Consider the following 6,716-nt stretch of genomic DNA (forward strand, 5'->3'; position numbering starts at 1 on the left):
TTTTTATCCTTGCGCTAATAGTTCGCTAAGTTCGATTAAAGCCGCGTTGGCTCTAGAAATATAATTTGCCATAACAAGAGAATGATTAGCAACATAGCCAAAACCATTTCCGTTTAAAATTAGTGGGCTCCACACGGTTTCTTGCGTGGCTTCAAGTTCACGGATGATTTGCTGTAAGCTAACGCGTGCGTTTTTCTTTTCAAGCACATCGTTAAAGTCATACTCTACGGCTTGTAAAAAATGCAGTAACGCCCACGTTGCACCACGAGATTCATAAAACACATCATCTATATCAAGCCATGGTGTTCTTACTTGCTGCTGCAATGGAGCAAGCGTTGCTTGCTTATTTGAAGAATTACCAGCTAAATCAGTATTAACTTTATCTTGCCCAACACTTGCACTTAAACGCTGGCTTAGACTACCTAAACGTTTTTCAGCTTCTTTTAACCAACTACGTAAGTTATCAGCGCGGGCATAAAACTGACTATCGCGCTCATGCTGATGAGCCATTTGCGTACGGTAAACAATTAAGTAATCAATCCCTTTTTGGTACTCGCCCTCAGCACTTGGCCACGCCCAAGCTTCAGAACTTATATTAAATTGAGGTTGTGCTTTTTTAAGCGCTTCGTGTTCAGTTGATTGCGATTGAGAGCGGCTAAAATCTTTTCTCATAGAAAGTGATAAATCACGAACCATTTCAAGTGCGCCATATTCCCAAGCAGGCATATCATCCATAATAATGCTAGGTGGTATAACGTCGTTTGATAAATATCCGCCTGGCTTATCAAGCAGCGTATTTGCAACAGTGATAAGTGTTGATGTAGTAATGTAACCCGTCACCATCGTTTCATTTCGAAGTTGCGCTTGCTCTTTTGCACTTTCAACCACATCAAAACGTGAAGGCTCAGTACTCCAGTAAACGGCAATGGCGTAAAATATAATAAGCAGTATAACTATAATGCCTGCTATTTTTCCTTTGTGTTGCGACATGTAAACTCCTAGTGATGAGAATGTTGTGCTGAAGACTTAGCTTTATTTATTTGCGACTCTAGCGTAACCACCTCAATATTTGTAAATAAGCGATTACCATCACTAAAATATAGCGTTAGTTTGCGTTCTTGCCCTGCTTTTAAAGGCTCTTGTGGCTCAAATACCATTAAATGATAGCCTCCAGGCTGAAAATCGACACTTTCATGCGCTTTCACAACGACCGATTCAACCTTTTGCATTTTCATCATACCATCAACATGTGCATGCTCATGTATTTCAACACGTGCTAGTCCGTCAATACTGGCCTTTGTTAATGTTGCATTTACACCACTATGATTAGAAATAGTTAGGTAGGCGGCACTTGCCTTACCGCCAGGTAAGAACTCTCTAACTTGCGCGTTACTTACTTCAAGTTGTGCGGTATTGGCTGAATGGTTATGGCCAGAGTGCGCAGCCAAAGATGACGAAAAAAAACTAAAAGCCAATGCAGACACAAAAGATAAACACAATTTTGTCATCATTTTAATCCTTGTAAAAACGTAATATCACACGTTAAATTTAACATAGTTAACGGGGAATAGTGAGTTAAATTAAGGATTAAGAAACCACTTTTTTGTTATCAGCCACTAACCAGCACAATACGGCAATAAATAATAATGGCCATGCAATCATCACTGAGCCAAATAGCAAAGCCAAAACAGTACCAATAACAGCCACTGCTGCTGCACCAATCAAACCTAAAGTCACTAACGCAGCAATTGCGGCAACGGCTACAATGGCTATAAGTACACTCACTAATTCAACACCAACCCAGCTCATATCTGCAATCCACAATGGAAACTGCCACGTGTCAAAGTTTAAAAATGAGAATGAGTTAGTAAAAAACACCAAATAAATGAGTATACAAACAGCTATAGCTTTCATTTTAAAATTCCTTAATATGCTTTTCTTCTAAACAGCAATGCGCAATAAAATAACTAAGCGCAACTACAAACGGAAAACTTAAAAACAGTAAAATAGTAACCAAACGTGTTGCCCACACCGGAAAATCTAATCGGTAAGCTAAGCCACTACATACGCCAGATATCTTTTTATTTAGCGTGTCTTTAAACCAACCACGCTGATGATTAAATCGACTCATAATTCCTCCTAGACGCTTTGTTTAGAACTAACATTTAAGCGTGCTTTTAAACTAGCCAGCTCTGTATCAATTTTTTCGTTTTTAACAAGTGACTCGATTTGAGTTGCCGTCGAATTAGCTTTATCAGTTAACTCATACGCCTCGACTTGTGCTTCAATACCCTCAACACGTTGCTCTATTTGCTCAAAACGAGAGAGTGCATGAGCTACTTTATCGCTATTTAACTGAGTATTTATATGCGACCTGGCAACGGCTACATCATGGCGCTGCGCTAGTTGAGCTTGCTTTGTTTTTGCCTCTGCTATTTTTTGTTGAAGGCGTTCACAGTCAGATCTAATTTTTAATAAAGACTCTTGTAAAGTCTCACGTTGGGCTTGTTTCTTTTCAATGCTTTCGCTTACAGCTTGTTTAGAAATGAGTGCTGACTTTGCAAGATCATCACGTCCTTTTTCAATTGCTAACTCAGCTTTAGATTGCCATGTCGCAAGCTCTGCTTTTTTAGTATCAAGGTGGCGGGTAATTGCTTTTTCTTCACATAAAAGCGCAGCGGCTGTGCTTCGGCATTCGTTTAATGCATCCTGCATATCGTTAAGCATTAAGTTAACAAGCTTTTGAGGATCTTCTGCTTTATCAAGCATTGCCACTATATTTGATTGAATAACATCGTTTACGCGATTAACTATTCCCATTGTATTCTCCTGTTGATTTTTAATTAATTACAACGAGTAGATTCCAAGAGTTATGCCAAGTCACTTTATATTAATAAAAGAAGCTTATTATCAAAGAGTTGAAATGAAAAAGATAAGATTAAAATGACCACACACTGAATAGTGCTAAGTATAATTGGCCAATAAATTATGTTTTTGACTAATTTTTAGGATCAAAAAAGCCACTGTATAAGTGGCTTTATATATTACGTTTGAAAAAATTACTCGGGAACAAAGCTAAGTGCTTTATCCATTACAGATAAATCAGCCTGTTTGCCATGGCCGTTCTCTGAAAGGTGACGTCTAAAGCCACGCGCACCAGGTTGCCCCTGAAAAATACCCAGCATATGACGTGCAACATGCCAAAAATTAGCGCCTAATCGCATTTCCTCTTCAATGTAATCATACATAGAGCGCACAACATCATGACGGGTTTGCGTGTTAGCTGTATCGCCGTAAATTTTTTCATCAACCTCGTTAAGCATAAACGGATTACTGTAGGCCTCGCGCCCAACCATAACCCCGTCAATGTATTGAAGATGCTCTAGACTTTGTTCAATCGTTTTCACGCCGCCATTAATACTTAAATCGAGTTGCGGATAATCTTTCTTAAGCTGATATACACGCGGGTAATCAAGTGGCGGGACTTCACGGTTTTCTTTAGGGCTTAGACCATTTAGCCATGCTTTGCGCGCATGGATAATAAAGTCATCACAGCCTACTTTATTACTTGCTTCAATTAACGCACATAAAAACTCATACGAATCTTGCTCGTCTATGCCAATGCGCGTTTTGACAGTCACCGGAATACTAACTTCATTTTTCATTGCCGCAACGCACTGAGCAACCAATTCGGGTTCGGCCATTAAACACGCGCCAAAGCGACCATTTTGAACCCGATCTGACGGGCAACCTACGTTTAAATTAATTTCATCATAACCACGCTCACCGGCAAGCTTTGCACATTTTGCCAATGCCTCAGGATCAGAACCACCCAATTGCAATGCAACAGGTCCCTCATGCTGGTTAAAATGCAAGTAATCGCCTCGGCCAAACAAAATAGCGCCCGTGGTGATCATTTCTGTGTATAGCACGGTGTGCTTTGTCATTTTACGATGAAAAGTACGACAATGACGGTCAGTCCAATCAAGCATTGGGGCGACAGAAAAGCGTCTGTTTAAAGTTGGTTTATCCAAAATATATTCATCCAAATGTAAAACCCAAGTGGGTATAAAAGCAAGGCGTTTAAAGGAGGCGCATTTTACACAAAACCCCGACTAGCAGCAATATTAGCTATATACCTGCAAACCAAAGTAATGCGCAATACCATTTAAAATATTAGTTACTGCAACAGAGCTTAAAATAAGTCCCATTATTCTACTTATAATACTCGCGCCACTATCGCCAATAACTTTATGCACGTGTGTTGCAAGTAAAAGTAATATGAGTACCAAAGCCAAAACAGCAAGCATCATCGAGGACGTCATCAGTTGCTCAATCCAAGTAAACTCTTCATTACGCGTCATAAGCACAGCACCTAACATAGCGCCTGGGCTCGCGATTGAAGGAATAGCCAATGGAAAGATGGCTGTTTCAGTGCTGTCACGTACGCTTTTTATTTCTGTTTCGGGTTTGCTTTCACCAAAAATCATCGACAGTGCAAAAAGCAGTAGTACTATGCCGCCCGCTATCTGAAAAGCCGACAATGGAATTTCAATCGCATTTAATAAAAGCTCACCAGCTACAACAAAAAATAGCAGCACAACAGCCGATACCCCAACGGCCTTAAAGATGACTTTGCGCTTAAATTTATCATCTTCTCCTCGGGTTACTGCGATAAATACAGGTACAGTTCCTATTGGGTCTATCACCGCAAAAAAGAAGATAAAAATGGCTAATAATTCGTTCATTTCGGGGTTTCCTAAATAAAAAGCGCCTAATAAAAACACTGCAACTACAACACAGTATGTTAGTATATCATGGTAGCGTAAGGATAAGAGAATGATGAATATAGAATCACTAGTTAGTAAAGCTAAGCAAGTATGTGAAAACCGTGGCGCTCGTTTTACGCCTATCCGTGAAAAAGTATTTCGCTTATTAGCCAGTGCACAAGGCGGTGTAGGTGCCTATGATCTACTAGAACAACTAAAAATCACTGAGTCTGGTGCCAAGCCAGCCACTATTTATCGTGCATTAGACTTTTTAGCCGAACTAGGATTTATTCATAAAATTGAAAGCACCAACGCATTTATGTTGTGTCATCATTTTGATCATATTCATCCCGTACAATTGCTAATTTGCGACAACTGCGGATATGTTAAAGAACTTCACTCTACCGTTATCTCTCATGAGCTAAACAACTTAGCGGCAGAAAGTGGGTTTGTAGTATCAGGGCAAACAATTGAAGCTCATGGTAAATGTGAGTCTTGCAGAGCTTTATAAAAACAAAATAATTCTTTATGGCTATACTAGTAAGTTGTAGCCATTCAATAGCACAAATTTAAGAGTATTCAGTATGAATGTAGAGTTTATCAATCCTTTTTTATCATCATTAATCAACGTGTTAAGCACCATGGCACAAACACAGTTGAAACCTGGTAAACCGCGCATTAAAACTGATGAAGTCGCCTGTGGCGATGTATCTGGTTTAATTGGTATGGTTGGCCCGCAAACGCGTGGGTCGTTCTCAATCACATTTGACGAAAGTCTAGCTCTTACAATTATGGAACGTATGCTTGGCGAGCGCCCAGACACTATTAATGAAGAAGTCACAGACATGGTGGGTGAAATCACTAATATGGTAACCGGTGGTGCAAAAAACCTGTTAGGCGAAAAAGGGTTTGATTTTGATATGGCTACACCTATTGTTGTTTCAGGTGCGGGCCATACAATAACACATAAAAGCCAAGGCAAAAAAATCATAATGCCATTTAGTAGCGACGCTGGCACAGCCAATATAGAAGTTAGTTTCGATACACTATGAGTTGGCAACAAAAAACAATTTCACTAAAACCTCGTTCTCGGGGTTTTCACTTAATTGATGATGACGTTTTAAACCAACTCCCCGAAATTGCCCACTACAAAGTAGGCTTACTGCATTTATTTATTCAACACACATCAGCAAGTCTAACGATTAACGAAAATGCCGATCCTACTGTGCGTATGGATATGGAAAGTCACTTCAATAAATTTGTACCTGAGCGACAGCCTTATTATCGTCATGATTATGAAGGCGACGACGATATGCCTGCCCACATAAAAACCAGCACACTTGGTTGTGAGTTAAGTATTCCAATTTCAAATGGATACTTAGCTTTAGGAACTTGGCAGGGTATTTATTTAGGCGAGCACCGAGATGTTGGTGGCGCAAGGCGCATTATAGCAACTATTCAAGGTGAGCTGCTTTAACTCAAATTTCAAAACTTCTCAGTCAAAAAGTATCCCCCCCCCTCTTAATTCAACTATACGACCTCAGGATAAAATATCGCTTTATTAATGAAAAGCTGGCTCTGCGCAAAAGTGATAACGTCAAATAATCAAAGCCTGAATGCTGAATATTACAAATAGGAAAAATTAGGTAATAAAGGTTTGAATTATGCTTTTTAATGTAGATATTTTGAAGGGATAAAAATATTGGAGCGGTACACGAGGCTCGAACTCGTGACCTCGACCTTGGCAAGGTCGCGCTCTACCAACTGAGCTAGTACCGCATTTTTACTTCTTTAGTTATTTTACGTTGGTGCGCGACAGGTCGCGTTCAACACTCTAGCAACTGAGCTAGTACCGCATTTTTGGTTAGAAATTGGAGCGGTACACGAGGCTCGAACTCGTGACCTCGACCTTGGCAAGGTCGCGCTCTACCAACTGAGCTAGTACCG

At 40.0% G+C, this 6,716-nt stretch carries 10 protein-coding genes and 1 tRNA gene; 3 read left to right on the forward strand and 8 right to left on the reverse strand.

What is annotated here, in order from left to right:
* Positions 1–3: 3 nt before the first annotated feature.
* The 7 genes from R0J88_RS06755 to R0J88_RS06785 form a co-directional block, all read right to left on the reverse strand.
* Positions 4–990, reverse strand: a complete 987-nt coding sequence (locus tag R0J88_RS06755; protein ID WP_010555652.1) for a DUF2333 family protein — start codon at positions 988–990, stop codon at positions 4–6.
* An 8-nt stretch (positions 991–998) separates the two neighbouring features.
* The gene (locus tag R0J88_RS06760) at positions 999–1,508 is read right to left on the reverse strand and encodes a copper chaperone PCu(A)C (protein WP_410899473.1); all 510 of its coding nucleotides are present in this window, start codon (positions 1,506–1,508) and stop codon (positions 999–1,001) included.
* 79 nt (positions 1,509–1,587) lie between these two features.
* Positions 1,588–1,914: a hypothetical protein gene (locus R0J88_RS06765; RefSeq protein ID WP_008130274.1), complete on the reverse strand. Its 327-nt coding sequence runs from the start codon at positions 1,912–1,914 to the stop codon at positions 1,588–1,590.
* Position 1,915: 1 nt separating this feature from the next.
* Complete coding sequence (locus R0J88_RS06770; protein ID WP_008130273.1) at positions 1,916–2,131, reverse strand: PspC domain-containing protein; 216 nt, start codon at positions 2,129–2,131, stop codon at positions 1,916–1,918.
* An 8-nt stretch (positions 2,132–2,139) separates the two neighbouring features.
* A complete protein-coding gene (locus tag R0J88_RS06775) occupies positions 2,140–2,820 on the reverse strand; it encodes a PspA/IM30 family protein (RefSeq protein WP_410899467.1) in 681 nt (226 codons plus the stop codon).
* 239 nt (positions 2,821–3,059) lie between these two features.
* A complete protein-coding gene (dusA, locus tag R0J88_RS06780; protein ID WP_410899468.1) occupies positions 3,060–4,034 on the reverse strand; it encodes a tRNA dihydrouridine(20/20a) synthase DusA in 975 nt (324 codons plus the stop codon).
* A 93-nt stretch (positions 4,035–4,127) separates the two neighbouring features.
* Positions 4,128–4,748 (reverse strand): MarC family protein, encoded by a 621-nt coding sequence (locus R0J88_RS06785; protein ID WP_006792079.1) that lies wholly within the window; start codon positions 4,746–4,748, stop codon positions 4,128–4,130.
* A gap of 94 nt (positions 4,749–4,842) precedes the next feature.
* On the opposite strand from R0J88_RS06785, the gene R0J88_RS06790 reads away from it, so the two are divergent.
* The 3 genes from R0J88_RS06790 (at position 4,843) to R0J88_RS06800 (ending at position 6,246) form a co-directional block, all read left to right on the forward strand.
* A complete protein-coding gene (locus R0J88_RS06790) occupies positions 4,843–5,280 on the forward strand; it encodes a transcriptional repressor (RefSeq protein ID WP_410899474.1) in 438 nt (145 codons plus the stop codon).
* Positions 5,281–5,353: 73 nt separating this feature from the next.
* Positions 5,354–5,821 (forward strand): chemotaxis protein CheX, encoded by a 468-nt coding sequence (locus R0J88_RS06795; protein WP_006792077.1) that lies wholly within the window; start codon positions 5,354–5,356, stop codon positions 5,819–5,821.
* Positions 5,818–6,246 carry a secondary thiamine-phosphate synthase enzyme YjbQ gene (locus R0J88_RS06800; protein WP_006792076.1) on the forward strand — a complete coding sequence of 143 codons (429 nt, stop codon included), beginning with the start codon at positions 5,818–5,820 and terminating at the stop codon, positions 6,244–6,246. The genes R0J88_RS06795 and R0J88_RS06800 overlap by 4 nt, the downstream gene beginning before the upstream one ends.
* A gap of 226 nt (positions 6,247–6,472) precedes the next feature.
* Here R0J88_RS06800 and R0J88_RS06805 read toward each other — a convergent pair.
* Positions 6,473–6,548 (reverse strand) — tRNA-Gly (locus R0J88_RS06805).
* Positions 6,549–6,716 lie beyond the last annotated feature (168 nt).

It is taken from the genome of Pseudoalteromonas sp. SIMBA_162 (assembly GCF_046535955.1).
Classification (GTDB): Bacteria; Pseudomonadota; Gammaproteobacteria; order Enterobacterales; family Alteromonadaceae; genus Pseudoalteromonas; species Pseudoalteromonas marina.

Bases quoted from the DNA above. Each gene is read 5' to 3' on its own strand.
- R0J88_RS06755 (WP_010555652.1), bottom strand. From the start codon at position 990: ATGTCGCAACACAAAGGAAAAATAGCAGGCATTATAGTTATACTGCTT.
- R0J88_RS06760 (WP_410899473.1), bottom strand. From the start codon at position 1,508: ATGACAAAATTGTGTTTATCTTTTGTGTCTGCATTGGCTTTTAGTTTT.
- R0J88_RS06765 (WP_008130274.1), bottom strand. From the start codon at position 1,914: ATGAAAGCTATAGCTGTTTGTATACTCATTTATTTGGTGTTTTTTACT.
- R0J88_RS06770 (WP_008130273.1), bottom strand. From the start codon at position 2,131: ATGAGTCGATTTAATCATCAGCGTGGTTGGTTTAAAGACACGCTAAAT.
- R0J88_RS06775 (WP_410899467.1), bottom strand. From the start codon at position 2,820: ATGGGAATAGTTAATCGCGTAAACGATGTTATTCAATCAAATATAGTG.
- R0J88_RS06785 (WP_006792079.1), bottom strand. From the start codon at position 4,748: ATGAACGAATTATTAGCCATTTTTATCTTCTTTTTTGCGGTGATAGAC.
- R0J88_RS06790 (WP_410899474.1), top strand. From the start codon at position 4,843: ATGAATATAGAATCACTAGTTAGTAAAGCTAAGCAAGTATGTGAAAAC.
- R0J88_RS06795 (WP_006792077.1), top strand. From the start codon at position 5,354: ATGAATGTAGAGTTTATCAATCCTTTTTTATCATCATTAATCAACGTG.
- R0J88_RS06800 (WP_006792076.1), top strand. From the start codon at position 5,818: ATGAGTTGGCAACAAAAAACAATTTCACTAAAACCTCGTTCTCGGGGT.